Annotated in this window: 19 protein-coding genes; 12 read left to right on the forward strand and 7 right to left on the reverse strand. The window is 67.6% G+C overall.

The window, feature by feature from the left end:
• Positions 1–21 precede the first annotated feature (21 nt).
• On the reverse strand, positions 22–2,073 hold the full coding sequence (locus AB0P11_RS04710) for a M3 family metallopeptidase (protein ID WP_363520143.1): 2,052 nt from the start codon (positions 2,071–2,073) through the stop codon (positions 22–24).
• 156 nt (positions 2,074–2,229) lie between these two features.
• On the opposite strand from AB0P11_RS04710, the gene AB0P11_RS04715 reads away from it, so the two are divergent.
• Positions 2,230–2,853 carry a helix-turn-helix domain-containing protein gene (locus tag AB0P11_RS04715; RefSeq protein WP_053096611.1) on the forward strand — a complete coding sequence of 208 codons (624 nt, stop codon included), beginning with the start codon at positions 2,230–2,232 and terminating at the stop codon, positions 2,851–2,853.
• A complete protein-coding gene (locus tag AB0P11_RS04720; protein WP_056278923.1) occupies positions 2,850–3,068 on the forward strand; it encodes a hypothetical protein in 219 nt (72 codons plus the stop codon). The genes AB0P11_RS04715 and AB0P11_RS04720 overlap by 4 nt, the downstream gene beginning before the upstream one ends.
• A gap of 66 nt (positions 3,069–3,134) precedes the next feature.
• Here AB0P11_RS04720 and AB0P11_RS04725 read toward each other — a convergent pair whose 3' ends face one another.
• On the reverse strand, positions 3,135–3,350 hold the full coding sequence (locus tag AB0P11_RS04725) for a hypothetical protein (protein WP_056279118.1): 216 nt from the start codon (positions 3,348–3,350) through the stop codon (positions 3,135–3,137).
• The gene (valS, locus tag AB0P11_RS04730; protein WP_363520148.1) at positions 3,350–5,944 is read right to left on the reverse strand and encodes a valine--tRNA ligase; all 2,595 of its coding nucleotides are present in this window, start codon (positions 5,942–5,944) and stop codon (positions 3,350–3,352) included. The genes AB0P11_RS04725 and valS overlap by 1 nt, the downstream gene beginning before the upstream one ends.
• 201 nt (positions 5,945–6,145) lie before the next feature.
• Between valS and AB0P11_RS04735 the strand changes: the two genes are divergently transcribed.
• The 4 genes from AB0P11_RS04735 (at position 6,146) to AB0P11_RS04750 (ending at position 11,115) form a co-directional block, all read left to right on the forward strand.
• Positions 6,146–7,756 carry an ABC transporter substrate-binding protein gene (locus tag AB0P11_RS04735; protein WP_285363325.1) on the forward strand — a complete coding sequence of 537 codons (1,611 nt, stop codon included), beginning with the start codon at positions 6,146–6,148 and terminating at the stop codon, positions 7,754–7,756.
• Positions 7,757–7,859: 103 nt separating this feature from the next.
• On the forward strand, positions 7,860–8,801 hold the full coding sequence (locus AB0P11_RS04740) for an ABC transporter permease (RefSeq protein ID WP_363520151.1): 942 nt from the start codon (positions 7,860–7,862) through the stop codon (positions 8,799–8,801).
• Positions 8,798–9,610, forward strand: a complete 813-nt coding sequence (locus AB0P11_RS04745) for an ABC transporter permease (RefSeq protein ID WP_363520154.1) — start codon at positions 8,798–8,800, stop codon at positions 9,608–9,610. Before AB0P11_RS04740 ends, AB0P11_RS04745 begins: the two co-directional genes overlap by 4 nt.
• Positions 9,607–11,115: an ABC transporter ATP-binding protein gene (locus AB0P11_RS04750; RefSeq protein ID WP_363520157.1), complete on the forward strand. Its 1,509-nt coding sequence runs from the start codon at positions 9,607–9,609 to the stop codon at positions 11,113–11,115. The genes AB0P11_RS04745 and AB0P11_RS04750 overlap by 4 nt, the downstream gene beginning before the upstream one ends.
• Here AB0P11_RS04750 and AB0P11_RS04755 read toward each other — a convergent pair.
• Positions 11,105–11,755, reverse strand: a complete 651-nt coding sequence (locus tag AB0P11_RS04755) for a pentapeptide repeat-containing protein (RefSeq protein WP_363520160.1) — start codon at positions 11,753–11,755, stop codon at positions 11,105–11,107. The two genes, AB0P11_RS04750 and AB0P11_RS04755, sit on opposite strands and share 11 nt — an antisense overlap.
• A 354-nt stretch (positions 11,756–12,109) precedes the next feature.
• Here AB0P11_RS04755 and AB0P11_RS04760 point away from each other — a divergent pair, with 354 nt between their 5' ends.
• The 5 genes from AB0P11_RS04760 to ndk all read left to right on the forward strand — a co-directional run bounded on the left by AB0P11_RS04760 (position 12,110) and on the right by ndk (position 18,882).
• Positions 12,110–12,919 carry a DUF559 domain-containing protein gene (locus AB0P11_RS04760; protein ID WP_363520163.1) on the forward strand — a complete coding sequence of 270 codons (810 nt, stop codon included), beginning with the start codon at positions 12,110–12,112 and terminating at the stop codon, positions 12,917–12,919.
• A 420-nt stretch (positions 12,920–13,339) separates the two neighbouring features.
• Complete coding sequence (gene ileS, locus AB0P11_RS04765; RefSeq protein ID WP_363520166.1) at positions 13,340–16,705, forward strand: isoleucine--tRNA ligase; 3,366 nt, start codon at positions 13,340–13,342, stop codon at positions 16,703–16,705.
• Entirely contained in the window at positions 16,702–18,054 is a 1,353-nt protein-coding gene (locus AB0P11_RS04770) for a folylpolyglutamate synthase/dihydrofolate synthase family protein (protein ID WP_363520169.1), read from the forward strand. Before ileS ends, AB0P11_RS04770 begins: the two co-directional genes overlap by 4 nt.
• Positions 18,042–18,464: a DUF4233 domain-containing protein gene (locus AB0P11_RS04775; RefSeq protein WP_053096593.1), complete on the forward strand. Its 423-nt coding sequence runs from the start codon at positions 18,042–18,044 to the stop codon at positions 18,462–18,464. Before AB0P11_RS04770 ends, AB0P11_RS04775 begins: the two co-directional genes overlap by 13 nt.
• Position 18,465: 1 nt before the next feature.
• The gene (gene ndk, locus AB0P11_RS04780) at positions 18,466–18,882 is read left to right on the forward strand and encodes a nucleoside-diphosphate kinase (protein WP_029261664.1); all 417 of its coding nucleotides are present in this window, start codon (positions 18,466–18,468) and stop codon (positions 18,880–18,882) included.
• 67 nt (positions 18,883–18,949) lie between these two features.
• Here the strand turns inward: ndk and AB0P11_RS04785 are convergent, their stop codons facing one another.
• The 3 genes from AB0P11_RS04785 to AB0P11_RS04795 form a co-directional block, all read right to left on the reverse strand.
• On the reverse strand, positions 18,950–19,567 hold the full coding sequence (locus AB0P11_RS04785) for a vitamin K epoxide reductase family protein (RefSeq protein WP_053096588.1): 618 nt from the start codon (positions 19,565–19,567) through the stop codon (positions 18,950–18,952).
• Between the two features lie 229 nt (positions 19,568–19,796).
• Positions 19,797–20,399, reverse strand: coding sequence for a hypothetical protein (locus AB0P11_RS04790; protein ID WP_363520174.1), 603 nt, complete (start codon positions 20,397–20,399; stop codon positions 19,797–19,799).
• A gap of 27 nt (positions 20,400–20,426) precedes the next feature.
• On the reverse strand, positions 20,427–20,687 hold the full coding sequence (locus AB0P11_RS04795; RefSeq protein ID WP_363520177.1) for a hypothetical protein: 261 nt from the start codon (positions 20,685–20,687) through the stop codon (positions 20,427–20,429).
• 581 nt (positions 20,688–21,268) lie between these two features.
• On the opposite strand from AB0P11_RS04795, the gene AB0P11_RS04800 reads away from it, so the two are divergent.
• On the forward strand, positions 21,269–21,700 hold the full coding sequence (locus AB0P11_RS04800; RefSeq protein WP_363520180.1) for a hypothetical protein: 432 nt from the start codon (positions 21,269–21,271) through the stop codon (positions 21,698–21,700).
• Positions 21,701–21,715 lie beyond the last annotated feature (15 nt).

The raw sequence follows: 21,715 nt of genomic DNA on the forward strand, positions 1-21,715 counted from the left end.
GTCACGCGGCGTGCGACCTGATCACGCCTCGAGTCCGCGCCGCTTCAGGAGCGGTGCGATCTCTGCATCGCGCCCGCGGAAATCGCGGTAGGCGTCGAGCGGATCCTTGGACCCTCCGACGCCGAGGAGACGGAAGCGGAACCGGTCGCCGTTCTCGCGGGTGAGTCCGCCGTTCTCGCGGAACCACTCGACGGTGTCCGCGTCGAGAACCTCACTCCAGATGTAGGAGTAGTAGCCGGCGCTGTATCCGCCCGAGAAGACGTGTGCGAAATAGGTCGACGAGTAGCGGGTCGGCACGGCAGGATCGTCGAGTCCGATGTCGGCGAGGGCGGCGGCCTCGAAGTCGGCCACGTCGAGGATCTCCGTCTGCGTGCTCACGCGATGCCATGCCTGGTCAAGCCAGGCGGCTGCGAGGTATTCGCTCGTGTCTTGGCCCTGGTTGAACGTCTCCGTCGCGCGCAGTCGTTCGACGATCGCGGGGTCGAGCGGCTCTCCCGTCTCATGATGCCGGGCATAGTTGTCGAGGACCTCGGGCCACAGGATCCACATCTCGTTGACCTGACTCGGGAACTCCACGAAGTCGCGGAAGACGTTCGTTCCGGCGAAGTGCGGGTAGGTGACGACGGCGAAGAGGCCGTGCAGAGCGTGGCCGAACTCGTGGAAGAGCGTCGTGACCTCGTCGAGGGTGAGCAGCGTGGGCTCTCCCTCTCCGGGGAGCGCCACGTTGAGGTTGTTGACCACCACGGGCAGCGTCCCGCGCAGGCGCGACTGGCTCACGATCGGATTCATCCAGGCGCCACCGCGCTTCGAGTCGCGGGTGTAGAGATCGAGCACGTACAGTCCGACCGCGCTCCCGTCCGCGTCCCTCACCTCGAACACACGCGCGCCCGGGTGGTAGGCCCGGAGGTCCCGGCGCTCCGCGAACGTCACCCCGTAGAGCTTCGTCGCAGCGAAGAACACGCCGTCCTTCAGGACCCGCTCGGCCTCGAACCACGGACGGAGCGCGCTCGTGTCGATCGCGTACCGGGCGGTCCGCACCTTCTCCGTGTAGAAAGCCCAGTCGTGCGCCTCGACCGCGAAGGGGGTCGCCTCGGTCTCGTCGACGATCGCCTGCAGGGCTTCCTTCTCGGCTCGTGCGTTGCGTGCAGATGGCGCCGCGAGATCGCGCAGCATCCGCTCGACCGCGTCCGGCGTGCCGGCCGTCTCATCTGCCGTCACGTACGCGGCGTGCGAGGCATAGCCGAGCAGTGCCGCGCGCTCGGCGCGGAGGCGCACGATCTCGGCGAGCACGGGACGATTGTCGTTCCCGTTGTTACGCGACGCGCGCGACTGCGAGGCCGCCAGGATGCGGCGACGCGACTCGCGATCGCGGAGCTGCGCCAGGTACGGATGCCCGGTGAACAGCGGGAGGGAGATGACGAAGCGTCCGTCGAGGCCGCGATCCGCCGCCGAGCGAGCGGCTGCGGAGAGCTCACCGCTGCTGAGGCCCGCGAGCTCCTCCGGCGAGTCGAACACCACCGCGAGGTCGTTCGTGTCGTTGAGGAGGTTGCGCTCGAAGGTGTTGTTCAGCGTCGACAGCTGCTGGTTCAGGGCGGTGAGTCTGCTCTTCGCCTCGTCGCCGAGGGCCGCGCCCGCGTGGGTCATCTCGCGGTGGTGCCGTTCGACGAGGTACCGCTGCTCATCATCGAGCTCGACATCGTCGAGGTGCGAGTGCACCTGCTGGACGCGCCAGTACAGCGCAGCGTCGAGAGTGATGGCATCCTGATGGGCCGCCATGAGCGGAGCGAGCTGTTCGTCGATCTCCTGGATCTCCGGCGTCGCATCGGCCGAGGTCACGGTGTAGAACGCGTGCGCGACGCGGTCGAGCAGCTCTCCTGAGCGCTCCAGCGCCTCGATCGTGTTCTCGAAGGTGGGCATCGAGCGCACCATCGTGATCCGGGTGATCTCTCGGAGGTGCTCGTCGAACGCGGCCTGGAATGCCGGCAGGTAGTGCTCGGGCCTGATGGCAGCGAAGTCGGGAAGACCGTAGGGGAGCGTGGACGGCTGAAGCAGGGGATTCGCGACGTCGGTCATCCTCTGAGCCTAGCCATCACCCGCTACAGGGACTCGCTTCCCGGGGGCGGCGTCCGTGACGACACGGGCTCTGGCCGTGTGCCGTAGAACACGTGCAAAGGTTCATTTGCAAACGTTAGCTTGCAAAGAAGTCTTTGCAAGAGTATCGTTGACGGTATGGAAGACGAACTGCAGTTGCGACGCCTCGACGCGGGGGCGCTCAAAGCCCTCGCTCACCCGCTGCGTGTGAGGATCTTCGACCTGCTCAGCACTCATGGGCCACAGACGGCGAGTTCGCTCGCCTCGATGCTGGGTGAGACCTCCGGGTCGACCAGCTATCACCTGCGAACGCTCTCGGCGCACGACCTCATCCACGAGGTCGAGGGCCGCGGCACGGCCCGAGAGCGCTGGTGGGAGCTTCCCGAAGGGCGCATCGACATCCCCGGTCCCAGTCAGAGCATGTCACCGGCGAATCGAGCCGCGGCGCAGATCGTCTCGTCCGAGTTCTTCCGACTTCGCCACGAGACCCTGATGTCCTACGTGAATCGGCCGGACACGGACGTGCCCGAGGGCTGGAAGGACACCGGGTTGATCGCCACGACTCTGCTCGAGATGACCCCCTCGCAGATGGCGGGTCTCAAGGATGAGCTCATGGCGGTGGTCGACAGCGCGGTCGAGCGATTCCGCGGCCAGACCGGGCCGGATGTGCGCCGGGTGTCGCTGCGCACCGAGCTCTTCGACCTGCCGGCCTCCGGTGCTGTGCTCGCGGATGCCGCCGACTCGAAGACGGAGGAATCATGACCAGCGCGACCATCCGACTCGTCGCCCCGACGCGCACTGAGCGCAGGCTGCTCGGCCTCGCCGGGCTGCTCACGGCCTTCGTGGAACATCGCATCGAACGTCGGGCCGAGAGGCGGACGCTCGCGCTGGATCTCCTGCGCGAGCAGCAGACCAGACGCCAGGATCCCCACGCCGTCGACCACATGCTCGCGCAGCTCGGCCTGCCGCGTCGATGACATCGCCACACGCAGCGAAGCCCCCTGTCTGGAGTTCCGGACAGGGGGCTTTCTGATCAGAGTTCGTCAGTCCTCGAACGGGCGGGCGATCACGTCGCCGGCCCCGGTCTGCACGACCTCCCAGCCCGCATCGAGCTCGGCGATCGCACGGCCCTCGAGCCATGTGAGCGTCCAGTGTCCGGTGAGGCCGCGGGATTCGACCTCGGCGATCGCCGGCCGGAGCGCGGCGGGAACGGATGCCGGCGGCTCCGAGCCGGTGGCCCACCGCGTACCCAGCTGCATCATGCCCCCTCGACCGGAGCGAGCTCGATCGCGGTGACCGCGAACTCGTCGGCCTCGGTGAACTCGAGGTCGGCGATGCGGCCGACGGCCTTGAGATCTTCGGCTGCGGCGCGGAGTGCGTCGAGCTTGGCGGCGGGCGCCGCGATCGCGGCACGAGATACCGGAGTCTTCTGCGATGCCTTCGCCTCGGTCTTGGCGCGGCGGATGCCGATCAGTGCCTCACTCGCGGCCGACAGCACCGCCGTGTCACCGTCGATGCCGAGAGGTTCCGGCCACGCGGCGGTGTGGACCGAGCCTTCTTCGAACCACGACCACACCTCTTCGGTCGCGAACGAGAGGATCGGCGCGAGAAGGCGCAGCAGCGTGGACAGCGCCAGGCGCAGTGCGAGTGCCGCGGAGGCCTGGCCCACGTCGTTCTGGTTGTAGGCGCGCTCCTTGACGAGCTCGAGGTAGTCGTCGCAGAACGTCCAGAAGAACGCCTCGGTGACCTCCAGCGCCTTGGCCTGGTCGTAGTTCTCGAACGCCTTGGTCGCCTCGGCGATCACGGCGTCGAGGCCTGTCAGCATCGAGGCGTCGAGGGCGTGCGTCACCTGGGCGCCTTCGGGCACCGGGAACGACAGCACGAACTTCGCCGCGTTGAGCACCTTGATCGACAGACGGCGGCCGATCTTGACCTGCGTCGGGTTCTGCGGGTCGAAGGCGGCATCCATTCCCAGGCGGCTGGAGGCGGCCCAGTAGCGCACCGCATCCGATCCGTGGGTCTCGAGGATGTCCGCCGGCGTGACGACGTTGCCCTTCGACTTCGACATCTTCTTGCGGTCGGGGTCGACGATGAAGCCCGAGATCGCGGCGTTGCGCCACGGCGAGCGCCCGTCTTCGAGGGTCGAGCGCAACATGGTCGAGAAGAGCCAGGTGCGGATGATGTCCTGTCCCTGCGGGCGCAGGTCGAACGGTGCCGTGAGCTGCCACAGCTCCTCGTCGCGCTGCCATCCACCGGCGAGCTGCGGAGTGAGCGACGAGGTGGCCCAGGTGTCGAGGATGTCGGCCTCGGCCTCGAAACCACCGGCCACGCCGCGCTGATCCTCGGTGTATCCCTCCGGCACGTCGGTCGTCGGGTCGATGGGGAGACTGGCGTGATCGGGAGCGATCACGCGGTCGTAGTCGCGCTCGCCGTTCTCGTCGAGGCCGTACCAGAGCGGGATCGGCACGCCGAAGAAGCGCTGACGCGACACGAGCCAGTCTCCGGTCAGACCTCCGACCCAGTTCTCGTAGCGAACCCGCATGAAGTCCGGGTGCCACCCCAGCTGCGTGCCGCGCTCGAGCAGCTCGTCGCGCAGGTTCGCGTCGCGTGCGCCGTTGCGGATGTACCACTGGCGGGTCGAGACGATCTCGAGAGGGCGGTCACCCTTCTCGAAGAACTTCACGGCGTGGTTGAACGGCTTGCCGACGGCCGTCATGTCTCCGGTCTCCTGCAGCTTCTCGACGATGGCCTTGCGCGCGGAGAACACCGTCTTGCCCGCGAGCTCGGCGGTGTACCAGTCGATCGCGTCGGCGTCGGCGACGATCGACGGCGCCGTCGGGAGGAAACGTCCGTCGAGGCCGATCGTGGTCATGTTCGGGAGGTGGTCGCCCGCCGCCGTGCGCAGCTCGCGCCACCAGATGATGTCGGTCACATCGCCGAAGGTGCAGACCATCGCGGCGCCGGTGCCCTTGTCGGGCTGTGCGAGGTGGTGGCCGTGGATCTCGATCTCGGCGCCGAAGAAGGGCGTGCGCACCTTCGTGCCGATCAGGTGCTTGTGCGGGCCCTCGGGGTGGGTCACGATCGCGATGCACGCGGGAAGCAGCTCGGGGCGGGTGGTCTCGATCGTGATCGAGCCGGATCCGTCGGCGAACGGGAAGTCGATGGTGTGGTACGCGGCCTGCTGGTCGCGATCCTCGAGTTCGGCCTGGGCGATCGCCGAGCGGAAGTCGATGTCCCACAGCGTCGGAGCGAGCGACTGATAGGCCTCGCCGCGCTCGAGGTTGCGCAGGAATGCGAGCTGGCTCTGACGGATCGTGTCGTCGGAGATGGTGCGGTAGGTCTGCGTCCAGTCGACCGAGAGGCCGAGCTGGCGGAACAGCGCCTCGAACTGCTTCTCGTCCTCGATCGTCAGACGTTCGCAGAGCTCGATGAAGTTGCGGCGGCTGATGGGCACCTGGTCGGCAGCGCGGCTGGACTTGTTGTCGCCGCCTTCGAACGGCGGGATGAAGTCGCTCTGGTAGGGGAGCGTCGGGTCGCACCGCACGCCGTAGTAGTTCTGCACGCGGCGCTCGGTGGGCAGTCCGTTGTCGTCCCACCCCATCGGGTAGAACACGTTCTTGCCGCGCATGCGCTCGAAGCGCGCCTTGACATCGGTGTGCGTGTACGAGAAGACGTGCCCGATGTGCAGGCTTCCGGATGCGGTCGGCGGGGGAGTGTCGATCGAGTAGACGCCCTCGCGGCCGGACTCCGCGGCGCGGATGCGGTCGAACAGGTACGTGCCCCGCTCGGACCAGGTCTCACCCCACTTCGCTTCGAGACCTTCGAGTGCGGGCTTGTCGGGAATAGCGGACATGAAGGTTCTCCTCGAGCGATGTATGCGGCACTGTGTGAGCGTGCCTGAGTGTGGATTGTGTCCCACAGTCTAATCGCCCGCGGCAGTGCAGAGTTCCGGTCCTGCCGCGCAGCGCCGGGGGTGAAGAGGACGCTCTAGAATTGGATCCAGTCCAACAAACGACGCGTTCGCGTCCCTTCGCCTTCCCTCCCGAGGAACAGCATGCCCATCACCTTCCTGCGCCGCGCGATCCCGCTCGGTGCCACCGTCGCCGTGAGCGCCCTCCTGCTCAGCTCCTGCGCCGCGCCGTCCTCCGAGTCCGACGGCGGAGAGCTCGTCTGGTCGATCGAGGGCGCGAACCTCTCTGCCGGGCACATGGATCCGCAGGTGAGCCAGCTCGACGTCTCCGGCATGGTGCAGCGGGCAGTGCTCGACTCGCTGGTCTTCCAGGAGGACGACGGCTCGTTCAGCCCCTGGCTGGCGAAGGAGTGGACCGTCTCCGACGACAGCACGGAGTACACCTTCGTCCTCCGTGACGACGTGACGTTCACCGACGGCGAGGTCTTCGACGCCGAGGCGGTCAAGGCGAACTTCGACCGCATCGTCGACCCCGAGACGGAGTCGGCGCAGGCGGCGTCGATGCTCGGAGCAGACTTCTACGCGGGTACGGAGGTCGTCGACGAGCACACCGTCACGGTCAGCTTCACCCAGCCGTACGCGCCGTTCCTGCAGGCCGCCAGCACGCCGCAGCTCGGGTTCTACTCACCGGCCGTGCTGGCGGAGTCCGCCGACCAGCTGAAGGCCGGAGGGCCCGATGTCACGGTCGGCACCGGTCCGTTCGTGCTCACCGAGTACACGCCCGATCAGGAGCTGGTGTACACCCGGAACGATGACTACGCCTGGGGACCGCACGGCGAGGATGCGGCGGAGGTCGAGACGCTGCGCGTCGAGATCCAGCCGGAGGCCTCCGTGCGCACCGGCGTCGTGCAGAGCGGCGAGGCGGACCTCGCGAGCAACATCCCCCCGAACCTCGCGGGAGATCTCGGCGACGGCATCACCGTGGACTCGGTCGAGTACCCCGGCCTGCCGTACTCGCTGTACCTCAACGAGAAGTACGGTGTCTTCGCCGACGAGAAGGTGCGCCAGGCATTCGCTCGGGGCATCGACGTCGACGCCGCCGTCGAGGAGATCTTCTTCGGGCAGTTCCCACGAGCATGGAGCGTGCTCGGCTCGACGACTCCCGGGTACGACGCCTCCCTCGAGGACAGCTGGCCTTTCGATGCAGCAGCGGCGAACGCTCTCCTCGACGAGGCCGGCTGGACGGAGCGCGACAGCGACGGCATCCGCATGAAGGACGGCAAGCGCCTGTCGGCGCGGTGGATCGCATGGACCCCGGTGCCGGACGACCGGGCCGCTCTGGCGAACGCCATCCAGTCGGATCTCAAGGGGATCGGGTTCGAGGTCGTGCGCGAGGTGCTGGAGCCAGGCGCCTACAACGAGCAGTACGGTCCCAAGACCTTCGACCTGACGGACTGGGGATTCTCCGGCGTCGACCCCGACTTCCTCCGTGCGCACCTGCACACCGAGGGGTTCCAGAATGCCTCCCAGGTCACCGATCCGGAGATCGACGCTCTGCTCGACCAGGCCGTCGCCTCCAGCGACCAGGACGAGCGCAACAGCATCTACACGCAGCTGCAGGAGTGGAATGCGGAGTACACGGCCATCGTCCCGCTCTACAGCCCCTCGGCGATCACCGCCGTCGGCGAGCGGGTCAGCGGTCTCGACTACGACCTGTACGGACGTCCGCTGTTCTACGACGTGAGCGTCGGCTGACCGCTGAGTCGTCGAGCCCCCTTGGGCATATCGCTGCGGTATCGTTCGTGAGCGAGCGCCGCGTGCCGGAGGGTGCTCAGAGATCGTCGAGAGGGCGCCAACGGTGAAGGCAGCGCTCATCCGGATCGCCGGTCTCGCGGCATCCGTCGTGATCGTGCTCTGGGGTGCGGCGACACTCGTCTTCCTGGCGTTCCGCGTCATCCCGGGCGATCCGGTCTCGGTGATGCTCGGGCCGCAGGCTCAGGTGAGCGAGGCGGTCAAGGACGGCATCCGTGCGGAGCTCGGCCTCGATCGACCCCCGCTCGAGCAGTATCTGACCTTCATCGGTCAGCTCGCCCGGGGAGACCTGGGCGAGTCGTATCAGCTGCGGATGCCGGTGACCGAGGTCATCGGCCGTCAGCTCGGATCGACGCTGCAGCTCTCGGCGCTGGCTCTCGTGATCGCCGTGCTGCTCGCGCTCGCCGTCGCCCTGCTGGTGCGAGGCCAGGCAGGACGAGCCGTCGCCGCGGGCATCGAGCTCGTCATCCTGTCGTCGCCCGTGTTCTGGATCGGACTGATCCTGCTCAGCGTCTTCGCATTCGGACTGGGGTGGCTCCCTGTCTCGGGTGCCCGCAATCCGGCGACGATCGTGCTGCCGGCCATCACGCTCGCGCTTCCCGTGGCGGCGCTGCTCAGCCAGGTGCTGCGGGATGGACTCGTGCAGGCCGAGCGGATGCCGTTCGCCGAGACCGTGCGGGCGCGGGGTGCGAGCCCGTCCTGGTTCACGCTGCGTCACGGGCTGAGACACGGTGCCGCGAATGCCGTGACCCTGGCGGCCTACCTGACCGGATCGGTGCTCGGAGGAGCGGTGCTCGTAGAGACCGTGTTCGCCAGGGCGGGCCTCGGCCGGGTCACCCTCGCGGCCATCACGAACCGCGATCTGCCGGTGATCACCGGGATCATCCTGCTCAGTGCCATCGTCTTCGTGATCGTGAACCTCGTGATCGAGCTGCTGCATCCGCTCATCGATCCTCGGCTGCGCACCGGGCGGGGAGGAAGGCGATGAAGCGCGCGCAGACCGTGCTGCTCTGGTGCGCCGTGGCCGTGCTGCTGGTGCTCGCATTCGCTGCGGCCTTCCCCGCTGTCCTCGCCACGCACGACCCTCTTCAGACCGACGTGCGCGCATCGCTTCTGCCGCCCAGCGCCGAGCATCTGTTCGGCACCGATCAGAGCGGGCGTGACGTCTACTCGCGCGTGCTCTACGGGGCCGGGCGCTCGATCGGCATCGGCCTGCTCGCCACGGGCATCGCGCTCGCCGTGGGGCTGCTCATCGGTGCGCTCGCCGGCCTCGCCCCGCGGGGAGTCGACGCGGCACTCATGCGGGTGAACGATGTGCTCATGGCCTTCCCCGAGTTCCTGGTCGCGCTCGTGGTCGTGGCGGTGCTCGGGCCCGGACCGGTCAACATCGCGATCGCCGTGACGCTCGCCGCCGTCCCCGTCTACATCCGGCTGGCGAGGGTGCAGACCCGCACCCTTCGCAGCGCCGAGCACGTCGAGGCCGCCCGGATCCTCGGCGTCCCCCCGGCGCCCGCGTTCGTCCGGCATGTCGTGCCGGGTGTGCTCGGGTCGCTGAGCGTGCTCGCGACGATCGGCATCGGCTCGAGCATCCTCGCGGCCGCCGGACTCAGCTTCCTCGGTCTCGGCCCGTCAGAGCCCACTCCCGAGTGGGGCCTCATGCTCGCCGGAGGACGCAACGTGCTCGGACAGGCCTGGTGGATCGCCGTGTTTCCCGGCATCGCGATCACCGTCACCGTGATCGCGGCGACGATCGTCGGCCGCGTGCTGCGTGCCAGAGCAGAGGGGCGGACGTCGTGACGGAAGCGCTCGAGCTGCAGGGGTTGCGCATCGACTTCGGCGGGACGCCCGTCGTCGACCGGGTGTCGCTGTCGGTGGCGCGAGGGGAGTGCGTCGCCATCGTCGGTGAGTCGGGCGCGGGCAAGTCGCTCACCGCGCGGGCACTTCTCGGACTGACGCCCGCAGACGCACGGGTGCGGTTCGAACGGTTCCTCATCGACGGGACGGATATCGCGCGGTTCGGCGAGCGGCGTTGGCGGTCTCTGCGCGGCGCGGGCATCGCGCTCGTCTCGCAGGATGCCCTCGTCTCGCTCGATCCGCTGCAACGGGTGGGATCGGAGATCGCCGAACCCCTGCGTCTCCACGGCCTCCGGTCCGGACGAGCGGCGCTGCGCGAAAGAGTGCAGGAGCTGCTGCACCGCGTCTGGATGCCGGACGCCGCCCGCCGAGCGCGGCAGTACCCGCACGAGCTCTCCGGCGGACTCAGGCAGCGGGCACTGATCGCCTCGGCCATCGCGGCCGAACCCGCGATCCTCGTCGCGGACGAGCCGACCACGGCTCTCGATGCGACGGTGCAGGCGAGGATCCTCGGACTCCTCCGCGACATCGCCGACGCCGGCACCGCGATCGTGTTCATCAGCCACGACTTCGCGGCCGTCCGTCGCATCGCCGATCGCGTGCTGGTGATGCGCAACGGCGTGGTCGTCGAGTCCGGGCCCGTCGGCGAGGTTCTCGAGAAGCCGCAGCACGCGTACACCCGACAGCTGATCGCCGCGACGATGCACGAGCCGCGTGTGACCTCTACCGACGACGTGACACCCGTGCTCGTCGCCACAGGCGTCACCAGGACATACGAGGAGATCGCCGCCGTGAAAGACGCGTCGTTCGCCGTGCATCAGGGACGCACACTCGGCATCGTCGGGGAATCGGGGTCGGGCAAGACGACGCTCGCCCGGATGATCGTCGGCGTCGAGCAGCCGGACGACGGCGGCCTGCGCTGGATCGGCGAGCACCGCGTGCAGCTCGTGCACCAGAATCCGCTCGGCGCATTCGATCCTCGATGGAGCATCGGGCGGTCGCTGAGGGAGGCGCTCGCCGCGGGCGGCGTGCCTCGGGCGCTGCGGGCCGCGCGGGTGTCCGAGCTTCTCGCCGAGGTCGACCTCGACCCCGTTTTGGCGACCCGGCGGCCGTCCGCGCTGTCGGGTGGGCAGCGACAGCGTGCCGCCATCGCTCGGGCACTGGCTGCCGAGCCCGAGGTGCTCGTGCTGGACGAGCCGGTGTCGGCTCTGGATCCGTCGGTGCGTGAGCGCGTGATCCAGCTGCTGCTCAGGCTGCAGCGCGAGCGTCGGCTGACCATGATCTTCGTGTCGCACGATCTCGATGTCGTCGGGGCGGTCGCCGACGACGTGCTGGTGATGCAGGACGGCGTCATCGTCGAACAGGGTGCAGTCACGGACGTGTTCGAATCGCCGCAGCATCCGTTCACTCAGGAGCTGCTCGAAGCGAACCGGCCCGTCAGTCCCTGACCTGGATGCCGATCCCCGCCGCGAGTACCGGTGCGAGCTGCTGCACCTGGAAGCTGCTCAGGGTCGTGCCGCGGAGGCTGTTCGCATCGAGGAACGCCGAGGCGTCGAGCCCGCGCAGGTCGACGTGCGCGGCGCGCATGCCGCGGGAGTCCACCTCGTCGCAGCGCGTGTCGGTGAAGCGCACGCGGGCGAGCTCGGCCTGGGGCATGTCGATCGTCCGGATGCTGCACGCGGTGATCTCGACGTCCGTGGCCTTCGACGCCCCCAGATTCAGATAGTCGATCCGCACGTCGCGGAGCTCCAGCTCGTCGATTCGGGCGCTGCTCAGATCGAGCGTGCCGATGCGTCCGCCGCTGATGCGCACGCGACGGATGCCGGCATCCCGCATCTTGAGCGAGGCGATGCGGATACCCGTCATGTCGACGTCGATGAGGGTGGCTCCGGTCAGATCGACACTGTCGGCGTCGGCCGTGATCGTGCACTGCTCGAGTGAGGCGTGGGCGAGATCGGCTGCGACCTCGAGATCGAGCTGTGCCGCGAGCAGATCGGCGCTGCGCCGAGCCGTCGCCGACTCGAACTCGAGGGGAAGGTCGGGAGGCGAAACGCGGGGAGCCGCAGGGGATTCGGGGGAGCGGACCATGCTTCGAGGGTAGGGGGTGGGTGAGACACTCCTCGGTTCGGCTGCTCCTTCCTCGGTTCGGCCACGCCTTCCTCGGTTCGGCTGCTCCTTCCTCGGTTCGGCTGCTCCTTCCTCGGCCGGATGCGCTTCACTCGGCCTATTGCGCGGAATCGGACCGAGGGAGGTGGATTCGGCCGAGCGAGAGTGGGAGCACGAGAGTGGCGAGCGAGCGACGTCTGCGGACGCCTCGACCGCTCCTGCACAGAACGCCACGAGACGCCGTTGTGCGCACAAGCCTGGAACGCGGGGCGACGCGCACGCGATACGTCCCACACTGGCTGGGTGCGGAGAACGTCAGAGGACTTGCTTGCGACGATGACGGAGCTCGGCGGCGTCGTGCGTGTCACCGTCATCCAAGAGCGCGGATTCGCTCGGAGCCTGGTCGCGTCGGCGGTCGAAGGCGGTGTGCTGATCCGGCCGCGACGAGGATGGCTCGCGGTGCCTTCCGCCGACGGGATGCTGATCAGCGCGGCGCGCCGAGGCGTCGTGCTGACCTGCCGTACTCAAGCCGCTCGGCTCGGTCTCTGGCTGCACGACGATTCGGCCAAGCCACACGTCGCCGTCGGGCCGAACGCCGCGGGGAAGCGACGTGTCGACGCGCAGGTGCACTGGGGCAGTCCGATCGTGCCGCGTCATCCGGATGTGCTCGTCGATCCGATCGAGAATGTGCTGGCGTACATCGCTGAGTGCGAGCCTTTCGAGCGGGCGCTCGCGACCTGGGAGTCAGCGCTCAACAAGTCGCTCGTCACGATGGAAGCTCTGCGCGGATACTCGTGGAAGCCGGCGGCGCGGCTGATTCTCGAACGGGCCACTCCTTTCGCCGACGCGGGGCTGGAGACCTACCTTCGTGCGCGACTGCGGTGGTTGAGAGAGCCGATCCGCGTGCAGATCTGGATCGCGGGCCACCGCGTCGACGCTCTGATCGGCGACCGATTCGTCGTACAGATCGACGGGGCCCACCACGTCGGTCCACAGCGATCCGAAGACATCCGGCACGATGCCGAACTGCGGCTGATGGGGTATCACGTGATGCGCGTGTCGTACACGCACGTCATGTTCGACTGGCACATCGTGCAGGACCTGATCATGCGCGCGGTCGCGCAGGGACTGCACCGCGCGGGGTGAGTGACCCGCCGTTCAGACGCTTCGCACCGTCGGACAGATCGTCGTGCCTCGGCCGAATTCCCGGAGACTGGCCGACGGAGGTGCATTCGGCCGACGGGGGCGCGGGCTCCGAAGACAGAACCGACGTCGGAAGCGCGCACGGACTTCGGCCGCGCTCAGGAGGCAGGAGGCGTACGCGCCGCACCGCGCGTACAATGGGAGACAAGAGCTGTGATCCGGACATCACCGGGGAGCTCTCGGAAGAACGGTCGGCTCGCGAGGGCGGACTCAGTAGAACCGAGCGGGGCAGGCCCGTCACAGCCGCAGTGAGAGTGGCTCCGCCGTGAGGCGCGGCACGCGAGGTGGTACCGCGGTCCCCGGAACGACAAGCCGGACGGATCGTCCTCGCAGCAGCATCCGCCACGACTCCTGCGAGACGACATGACCTACCCGCGTTCCTCCTTCGGCCCCGCCGCCGACCAGGCTGCCTCCGTCGCCCCGAGCCCTCGGTTCCCTCAGATCGAGCGCGAGGTGCTCGACTTCTGGGAGACCGATCAGACCTTCCGCGCCTCGATCGAGCAGCGCGAGGGCGAAGACGAGTGGGTCTTCTACGACGGCCCGCCGTTCGCCAACGGCCTGCCGCACTACGGGCACCTGCTCACGGGCTACGCCAAGGACGTCTTCCCGCGATTCCAGACCATGATCGGCAAGAAGGTCGATCGTGTCTTCGGCTGGGACACCCACGGTCTGCCCGCCGAGCTCGAGGCCATGAAGCAGCTCGGCATCACCGAGAAGAGCCAGATCGAGGAGATGGGCATCGACGTCTTCAACGCGAAGGCGAAGGACTCGGTGCTCAAGTACACCCATGAGTGGCAGGACTACGTCACGCGTCAGGCTCGCTGGGTCGACTTCGAGCGCGGATACAAGACGCTCGACCTCGGTTACATGGAGAGCGTGCTCTGGGCGTTCAAGACCCTGTTCGACAAGGGACTCGCCTACGAGGGATACCGCGTGCTGCCGTACTGCTGGCGCGACGAGACCCCGCTGTCGGCGCACGAGCTGCGCATGGACGACGACGTGTACCAGAACCGTCAGGACCCGTCGGTCACCGTCACGTTCCCGCTGACCGGTGCGAAGGCTGAGGCCCTCGGTCTCACCGCCGTGCGGGCACTCGCCTGGACGACCACCCCCTGGACCCTCCCCACCAACCTCGCGCTCGCCGTCGGCCCCGACATCGAGTACGTCGTGCTGCCCGCCGGTCCCGGAGGAGCCGCCGACGTGCACCAGGTCGCGGGAACGACGGATGCCGCCGTCGAGGCCTCGGCCCACCGCTACCTTCTGGCGCGTGAGCTGCTCGGCGGCTACGTCAAGGAGCTCGGATACGAGAGCCTCGACGAGGCGCTCGCCGCGGTCGACGCGACGGTGCGCGGAGCCGAGCTCGAGGGCGTCACCTACGACCGGCTCTTCGACTACTACGCCGACGCCGAGACCTACGGCACGGAGAACGCCTGGCGCATCCTCGTCGACGACTACGTCACGGTCAGCGACGGCACCGGCATCGTCCACCAGGCTCCTGCCTACGGTGAGGACGACCAGCGGGTGGCCGGTGCTGCCGGCATCCCGACGATCCTGTCGCTCGACGATGGCGGACGATTCCTGCCGAACGTCACCGACGTCGCCGGGCAGCTGTGGATGGACGCGAACACGCCGCTCATCCGCCTGCTGCGTACCGAGGGGCGCCTCCTGCGCGAGCAGAGCTACGTGCACTCGTACCCGCACTGCTGGCGGTGCCGGAATCCCCTGATCTACAAGGCCGTGTCCAGCTGGTTCATCCGCGTCACCGACATCAAGGACGACCTGCTCGCGAACAACGAGCAGATCACCTGGGTGCCCGAGAACGTGAAGCACGGCCAGTTCGGCAAGTGGCTCGAAGGCGCGCGCGACTGGTCGATCAGCCGCAACCGCTACTGGGGCTCGCCGATCCCGATCTGGAAGAGCGACGACCCCGAGTACCCGCGCGTCGACGCCTACGGCTCGCTCGAGGAGATGGAGCGCGACTTCGGCACGCTCCCGCGCAACCCCGAGGGCGAGATCGATCTGCACCGCCCGTACATCGACGACCTCACCCGTCCGAACCCCGATGACCCGACCGGCCGGAGCACCATGCGCCGCATCGAGGACGTCTTCGACGTGTGGTTCGACTCCGGCTCGATGCCGTACGCGCAGGTGCACTATCCGTTCGAGAACCAGGAGTGGTTCGACACGCATGCGCCCGCCGACTTCATCGTCGAGTACATCGGGCAGACGCGTGGCTGGTTCTACGTCATGCACGTGCTCTCGACGGCGCTGTTCGATCGACCGGCGTTCACGGGCGTCAGCTGCCACGGCATCGTCCTGGGCAACGACGGCTACAAGATGTCGAAGTCGCTGCGCAACTATCCGGACGTCTCCGAGGTGCTCGACCGCGACGGCTCCGACGCGATGCGCTGGTTCCTCATGTCGAGCTCGGTGCTGCGCGGCGGCAACCTCGCAGTGACCGAAGAGGGCATCCGCTCGGGCGTGCGCGAGTTCCTGCTCCCGCTGTGGAACTCGTGGTACTTCTTCGCGACGTACGCCAACGCGGCGAAGCCCGGCGGATACGAGGCGACCTGGCGCACTGATTCGACCGACGTCCTCGACCGCTACATCCTCGCTCGTCTCGGCGACCTGGTGCGCGAGGTGCGAGCGGACCTCGAGGGTCTCGACTCCACGACCGCGTCCGCGCGTCTGCGCGACTTCGCCGAGGTGCTCACCAACTGGTACATCCGTCGCTCGCGCGACCGGTTCTGGGAGGGGTCGAGCACAGACGCCTTCGACACGCTCTACACGGTGCTCGAGACGCTGACCCGGGTCGCCGCGCCTCTCGTGCCGCTCATCAGCGAGCGCGTGTGGCAGGGGCTCACGGGCGGACGCAGCGTGCACCTGCAGGACTGGCCGGATGACACAGCGTTCCCCGCGGCGGACGAGATCCGCGACGCGATGGATGCGGTTCGCGAGCTGTCGAGCGTCGGCAACGCCCTGCGCAAGAAGGAGAAGCTCCGTGTGCGGCTGCCACTCGCACGCCTCACGGTGGTGTCACCTCTGGCGGCCACGCTCGGCCAGTTCGAGGACATCCTGCGCGAGGAACTCAACGTCAAGTCGGTCGAGCTCGTCCAGCAGTCGGACACGACCGCCGGCGGATACGGGATCAGCCACCGGCTGAGCGTGAACGCCCGTGCGGCGGGTCCGCGCCTGGGCAAGAACGTGCAGACGGTGATCAAGGCCGCGAAGTCCGGCGACTGGTCGGAGGTCGACGGCGTCGTGACCGCGGGTGGCATCGTGCTCGAGCCGAGCGAGTACGACCTCGTGCTCGAGACCACCGGCCGGCCCGAGGGGGAGGCGCTCGCGATCGTGCCGAGCGGCGGATTCGTGCTGCTCGACACGACGACGACTCCTGAGCTCGAAGCCGAGGGACTGGCGAGAGACGCCATCCGCGTCGTGCAGGAGGCCCGCAAGAATGCGGACCTCGATGTGAGCGACCGCATCGTTCTGGCACTGAACGTGGGCCCGGCCGATGCCGAGGCGCTGCAGGCGCATGCGGACCTGATCGCGGGGGAGACCCTGGCCGTCGCGTTCGCGGTGCAGGCGACCGACGACATGGACACCCTCGTGCAGGAGGTCACCAGCCCCGGTGACGGCGTCTTCCGCAGTGGTGCGACCGCCCTGGGCGCCGACAAGCGCCCGATCATCGTCACGATCGACGTCACGACGAAGGAGCCCGCCGCATGAGCGCACGCGACAAGGCCGATGCGGTCTACGACAAGCTGCTGAGTCGTGCGGGGGAGCGCTGGGTGCAGCCGCGCAAGGAGCGCACGGCGCGCATCCTCGCGTATCTCGACGATCCGCAGCGCACGTATCGCGTCGTCCACATCACGGGTACGAACGGCAAGACCTCGACGGCTCGCATGATCGAGACCCTGCTGCGCGCGCACGGGCTGCGCACGGGCCTCTTCACCAGTCCGCACCTCGAGCGCTTCACCGAGCGCATCGTGATCGATGGAGAGCCGATCGAGGATGCCGCCGTCGTCGACGCCTGGAACGAGATCGAACCGTTCGTCGAGATCGTCGACGCCGAGCTCGAGGCAGCGGGTGAGGAGCCGCTCACGTTCTTCGAGCTGCTCACCGTGCTCGGCTTCGTGGCGGTGGCGGATGCCCCGGTCGACGTGCTCGTCCTCGAAGTGGGAATGGGCGGCGAGTGGGACTCGACCAACACGGCCGACGGTGATGTGGCGGTGTTCGCGCCCATCGACATCGACCATGCCGATCGTCTCGGCGGCACGATCGCCGAGATCGCGACCGTGAAGGCGGGAATCATCAAGGAGGGCGCTGCCGTCGTGTCGGCCCAGCAGCCCGCGGAGGCCGCCGAGGTGCTGCGCCGTGTCGCTGCCGAGAGGAACGCCACGATCGCCTTCGAAGGGGAGGAGTTCGGACTCGCCGAGCAGAAGCTCGCCGTCGGCGGACAGCTGCTGACCATCCGCGGTCTCGCCGGAGCGTATGTCGAGGAGTACCTGCCCCAGTACGGAGCGCACCAGGGACACAACGCGGCCCTTGCGGTCGCAGCCGTGGAGTCGCTCATCGGCGGGGCGCAGCAGCCGATCGCCGCCGACATCATCTCGGAGGGCCTGCAGGGCTCGACCTCGCCGGGGCGACTTCAGCTGTTGGGCGTCGCTCCCACGGTGATCGTGGATGCTGCGCACAACCCGCACGGCGCAGCGGCGCTCGTGCAGGCGATGGATGACAGCTTCGACTTCGACGAGTGGGGTGTGGTGCTCGGCGTGCTCGCGGACAAGGATGCCGCCGGTATCGTCTCGAAGCTCGCGCCCGCGGCGGCCCATGTGTTCGCCACGGCGCCCGAGTCCGACCGTGCGAGCGACGCGGATCTCATCGCCGATCTCGTCGAGTCGACGGGACAGCGCGCGACGGTGCACCCGACGCTCGCCGAGGCAGCGGACGCCGCCCGCGAGTGGGCGGCGTCATCGGATCGCCGGGCCGTCGTGATCGCCGGCTCGGTCGTGCTCGCCGGCGAGGCGATCGCTCTCGCCGAGGAAGAGGACTGGAAGTCGGGATGGCGCGCGTGACCGCTGCATCCCGCCCGGCCCGTCCGCCGCGTCCCCCACGCACTCTGGTGCAGAAGCTGGCGCCGATCGTGCTCGGTTTCGAGTCCATCGTCGTCTTCCTCGCGGGGCTCACGGTCTTCGGTCTGAAGACGCTGCCCGCGGGCATCCCGCAATGGTGGGGGATCGTCGGCGGTGCCGTCGTCGGGCTCGCCTGCCTCGCCCTCGCCGGCATGATCACGAAGCCGTGGGCGATCACGGCGGGCTGGGTCCTGCAGGTCGTCATCGCTCTGGCGGCTATCCTGGTCCCCGCGATCCTGCTCGTCGTCGTGGTTTTCGGCGGCATGTGGGGGTATGCGACGATCATGGGGGCCCGATTGGACGCACGACGTCCCGACGGGCCCACGACTGAGACTCAGACAGAGAGTGAATGACATGGCCACCGAAGAAACCCTCGTCCTCGTCAAGCCCGATGGTGTCGCCCGCGGCCTCACCGGCACGATCCTGGCGCGCATCGAAGCGAAGGGCTACGCCCTCGTCGACATCCGCCTGGTCGAGCCCGACCGCGACCTGCTCGCCGAGCACTACGCGGAGCATGAGGGCAAGCCCTTCTACGAGCCGCTCCTGGAGTTCATGCTCTCGGGTCCGTCGGTCGCCATCCGCCTCGCCGGCAACCGTGTGATCGAGGGCTTCCGCTCGCTCGCCGGCACGACCGACCCCACCACCGCCGCGCCCGGCACGATCCGTGGCGACTTCGGCCGCGACTGGGGTCTCAAAGTGCAGCAGAACCTCGTGCACGGCTCGGACAGCCCCGAGTCGGCCGCACGCGAGCTCGGCATCTGGTTCGACTGACCGATCCGCACACGACGAAGCCCGCCGCACGAGATCGTGCGGCGGGCTTCGTCATGTCCAGGCGGGGTCAGAAGATGATGCGCGCCATCTCGCCGAGGAAGTCCAGGCCCTGCAGCTGCGCCATCATGATGATGACCGCGTAGGCCAGGATGGTGGCCAGCGGAACCCAGACCATCAGCTTGTCGGCGCGTTCCCGGGTCTTCTCGTTGCGTGTGAAGGTGCCGTTGCGGGTCAGATGCAGCATCGTCGCGAAGAAGGTCGGGATGGTCACTGCCCACGTCACCATGCACCACGGGCACAGAACCCCGAGGTTCGCGGCGTAAAGGCTCTGGCCGATGAGCCAGCAGACGAGTCCGAAGGCGAAGGTGATCCCCGCGCCGAAGGCCGCCCAGAACCACCGCGGGAACCTCGCCCCGGCGAGGATCGCGACGCCGATCACCAACGGGGCCATCCACCCGGTCAGTCCGAGCAGCGGGTTGGGGAAGCCGAAGATCTCACCCTGCCAGGACCCGAGGTTCTTGCTGCACTGGATGAAGGGGCTCACATCGCAGGCGAGCGCATCGGTCGGGTTCTCCAGAAGCACGAACTTCTCGACCGTCAGCTGGAAGGCGGCGAACCAGCCGATGACGCTCGCGATGATCAACCACACGGCATAGACGACGGGGCGGGTGCGCTGCTCGCTCATGTGTGGATTCTCTCAGCGATCGCTATGTATCGGGCGTGAGCGCGCCGGAGAAAACGACCCGGAGTCGCGAGGATGCCGCGAACCGGGGCACTTGGTGCGATAAATACGGCTATGCCCAGAAGTCGATGCCATTTCTGAAATTAGAGCTCTCTGCGGGGCCAACACTAGCAAGGGTGGGCCGCAGATCGTGGCCCACCTCGTGGCCCACTGGTGCGGCTGGCTTCGTCAGCTAGAGGGCGGCTGTCGCCTCGGCGGTATATCCGCAGGTTGGACAGAGCTGGACCATGATGTCGTCCACGAGCGAGCCCTCCAGTGATGTGCCGTCATTCGGGCACCGGTAGCGATCCTCATACGGCCGCTCAACGTACTTCCTAAGGGCGGCGACGAACCGGTCCGCATACTTCCCGAGCTTCTGGTAGTCGCCCACCAGCTCCTCGATCTCTTCGTAGGAGAGCGTGTCGTACTCGACCATCCGCTCCCCACCTGAGTTGAGGGAGCGCTTCACCACCATGACGGCCCCCCGTCGCCAGAGCCACACGCCGTGGACCAGGAGGTTCCGATATTGATTCAGGCCCGCGAGACGGTCAGCGAGCTGATCGCCAACAGGCGCAAAGGCCGTGATACCGCGCACGGCTGCCACAAGACGTGCGCCACTTGCCGCCCAATCGGGAGTGGATTCGGCAAGGTGGGTTGCTTCCGGGTTGCCCATCACAACGGCGTCACCGAGCTTGTCGTCCAACCATGCGGCGTAAAAGGTCAGCCGACCGAGGAGTACGGCGACTGCATCCGGGAGCGGTATCCACTCATCATGCGTCTCTTCAGCTTCGACCATGTCACGACGCTATCGGCACAGGCACGGCTAGTCGTCGGACATGATCTTCCCGTTATCTTCCATCCACACTCGCTTGCCCAAGCTCACCCGCGTGGCGACGTTCGAGAGATCTGGATCAGTCACGTTGGCACCGTTTCCCACCGCGCTCCAGCGGGTGCTGAGTGCCTCCTTGATGACCTCCACGTCCTGACCGGCGTACTCGGTGGAGATGCCGTCCAGCACCGCCTTCAGCTTGTTGAGTTGCTCCTGCATCTGTCGCGGGAAGTCGGGGTTCATCTGGAAGTCCATGGGGGCCACCTCTCTGTGTAGCCCGCACGTTACTCGCAGGCATCGGCAAGCGCGGGCGACCCGCCGTTAGCGCGTACGCCAGTGCACAAAGCTGTGCCTACCTAGCGCGTGACGCGCACCAAATAATCCCAGGTTAGCGCGTATTTTCAATATATAGACAGCTCGCGTTAGAGGGGGTACTCTCACCCTGAACCCGTCCAGGGGCGAGCATGAGAAAGCCGCCCCGGTCCTGGCAGACACGAGGCGGCAGAAGATTGTTGATCTCGATGTCCAGCGTACCCGCCGACGATACTCGTCGCACCCCCTCCGCTCCTCGCAAGCTAACCCTTGCGGAGATGCAGGCAAGCGTTAGTGCAAACACGTCAGATAAGCGGACCGCGGTTAGCGCGTATATCGCGTCAGATAACCTACGCCCGTCCAGGGCATATGGGGATGAGGAGATCGACGCGCTCGTCGCTGATCTCGTCGCAGCTCGTGATCCTCGTGGTCCCCGGAAGGCGATGCGCAGACCTTCCCGTCGTCGCGGTCAGTCCGACCTGTTCGACGTCGTCCGCCTCCACCTCCGTCGTCTGTGTCGTCGCGTGCTGAACGACCGTGGCCGGGACAAAGCGGTACTTCCCGATCACGATCTATTGGTGCTCGCGCTGGAGCGCTACCTCCACCAGCAGTGCTGGCACCTCGTGTATCACCACGACTATGGCGAGCAGCGAGAGCCGCAGCGTCTGCGCCGGACCTACCTGGATGAGTCCCGATCTGGATTGACCGCCATCGAGAGCGTGGCCCGATCTTCTGCGCGTTACGCGCTAGACACCTGGAGCCCGGACTACATCCACGAGATGCAGCGACTCGGCAGCGTCGGCGGCAAGATCTCGAAACGAAGGCCTTCGTGGACCGATGCGGACCTCGATGCACTCGCTGCACTGGACGGCATGACCGTGGCGCAACAGGCCATCGCCCTCGACGTCTCGATGAGCAGCATCGACCGGATGCGGCGAGCGCTCCGCGAAGGGTAGGTAACAAGGTCTCCC

Source organism: Microbacterium sp. NPDC079176, from assembly GCF_040686675.1.
GTDB lineage: Bacteria > Actinomycetota > Actinomycetes > Actinomycetales > Microbacteriaceae > Microbacterium.

Bases quoted from the DNA above. Each gene is read 5' to 3' on its own strand.
- AB0P11_RS04760 (WP_363520163.1), top strand. From the start codon at position 12,110: ATGACGGAGCTCGGCGGCGTCGTGCGTGTCACCGTCATCCAAGAGCGC.
- AB0P11_RS04715 (WP_053096611.1), top strand. From the start codon at position 2,230: ATGGAAGACGAACTGCAGTTGCGACGCCTCGACGCGGGGGCGCTCAAA.
- AB0P11_RS04720 (WP_056278923.1), top strand. From the start codon at position 2,850: ATGACCAGCGCGACCATCCGACTCGTCGCCCCGACGCGCACTGAGCGC.
- AB0P11_RS04745 (WP_363520154.1), top strand. From the start codon at position 8,798: ATGAAGCGCGCGCAGACCGTGCTGCTCTGGTGCGCCGTGGCCGTGCTG.
- AB0P11_RS04775 (WP_053096593.1), top strand. From the start codon at position 18,042: ATGGCGCGCGTGACCGCTGCATCCCGCCCGGCCCGTCCGCCGCGTCCC.
- AB0P11_RS04710 (WP_363520143.1), bottom strand. From the start codon at position 2,073: ATGACCGACGTCGCGAATCCCCTGCTTCAGCCGTCCACGCTCCCCTAC.
- ndk (WP_029261664.1), top strand. From the start codon at position 18,466: ATGGCCACCGAAGAAACCCTCGTCCTCGTCAAGCCCGATGGTGTCGCC.
- AB0P11_RS04725 (WP_056279118.1), bottom strand. From the start codon at position 3,350: ATGCAGCTGGGTACGCGGTGGGCCACCGGCTCGGAGCCGCCGGCATCC.
- ileS (WP_363520166.1), top strand. From the start codon at position 13,340: ATGACCTACCCGCGTTCCTCCTTCGGCCCCGCCGCCGACCAGGCTGCC.
- AB0P11_RS04785 (WP_053096588.1), bottom strand. From the start codon at position 19,567: ATGAGCGAGCAGCGCACCCGCCCCGTCGTCTATGCCGTGTGGTTGATC.
- AB0P11_RS04770 (WP_363520169.1), top strand. From the start codon at position 16,702: ATGAGCGCACGCGACAAGGCCGATGCGGTCTACGACAAGCTGCTGAGT.
- AB0P11_RS04790 (WP_363520174.1), bottom strand. From the start codon at position 20,399: ATGGTCGAAGCTGAAGAGACGCATGATGAGTGGATACCGCTCCCGGAT.
- AB0P11_RS04795 (WP_363520177.1), bottom strand. From the start codon at position 20,687: ATGGACTTCCAGATGAACCCCGACTTCCCGCGACAGATGCAGGAGCAA.
- valS (WP_363520148.1), bottom strand. From the start codon at position 5,944: ATGTCCGCTATTCCCGACAAGCCCGCACTCGAAGGTCTCGAAGCGAAG.
- AB0P11_RS04735 (WP_285363325.1), top strand. From the start codon at position 6,146: ATGCCCATCACCTTCCTGCGCCGCGCGATCCCGCTCGGTGCCACCGTC.
- AB0P11_RS04755 (WP_363520160.1), bottom strand. From the start codon at position 11,755: ATGGTCCGCTCCCCCGAATCCCCTGCGGCTCCCCGCGTTTCGCCTCCC.